We start from the raw sequence: 1051 nt of genomic DNA, 5'->3' as shown, positions 1-1051 counted from the left end.
CGACATTTTTAAGGAAATTTCTCAGCTGATCACTGCTACATACACAGATGTAAATTCTGACCTTGCTCAAATTGATTTTAAGTGGCTGGATCAGCAAATTCTGGACAAGTTTACTCTCTATAGAGCAGTTTTAGAGCAGCTCTGCCAAATATCCAAATTTAAGGACAATGCTGTAGATTACCTTCAATTCTGTTTTAAACAAGTGAAACGGATTTGTAACGAGAAAAACCAGCAGTGGCAAAAGGATTACCCTTCCTATGCCGAGAGCTATGAGATTAAGTTGCCCGATTGGATAGTCTACACACCTAAACGTCTAGACAACGTTTTTTCAGGACGAAAGTTACAGCAGGGTACTATGCTCGTCGAGGTAAAAGAAAAACTGTATGTGAATTGGGCGGATTATCTCAAACAACAAACTCAAGGTATCCTCTTAGACTCTACGGCTAAAGAGCAACAAAAATTAGTGAATACCTTGTTTGAATGTCTGTGTATTTCATTAATTTTTGATCAGGGATGCATGCAACCTGAACGACTGATAGCCATTCATGATGCGATTTTTCATATGAACCTGGATAGTGGCTTGCTTCCGATCTATTCAGATGCCGAAAAGGATCAAAAGGCTTATGTCTTTTCATACACGTTGCCCTCGACAAAGTATGGCAACATCTATCGTCAGGATGGCGAAGAAGAGGCGGAGTTATGGCAAACCCAAAACATTTATTTCAATGCCTTGGCGATGCTATGTTATCGACGGATTCAGCAACTACTCAATGGACCGCAAGGGTATGTATTACAAAGCACTTCGCCATTGCTGTACTGGGAAAAAGAACAGAGTGAAATTGAAACGGGGAATCAGCCTGAAGCCTTACTGCTAGAAAAACTTAAAATCCATTTAAACATTGTACTGAATATGGCGGAGGAGGGGGACTCTAGAAAAGCACGTGAGGATCAGCAGCCATTTACACAGCTTAATCACGTGAAGCTATTTTTAAAAGGCTTGGAAAAGACCGGTTTTGCCATTTTTAAGCATATGGATTATGTCTTGTGGCAA

1 pseudogene is annotated in these 1051 nt (G+C 40.3%); it reads left to right on the top strand.

The window, feature by feature from the left end:
• Positions 1 to 1051: pseudogene (locus VF675_RS13655) on the top strand (hypothetical protein); the annotation flags it as partial.

Source organism: Acinetobacter sp. Lyrl_1, from assembly GCF_051948795.1.
Taxonomy (GTDB): domain Bacteria; phylum Pseudomonadota; class Gammaproteobacteria; order Pseudomonadales; family Moraxellaceae; genus Acinetobacter; species Acinetobacter towneri.
The sequence above is the reverse complement of the archived record's forward strand: the minus strand, read 5'-3'. Positions and strand labels throughout refer to the sequence as shown.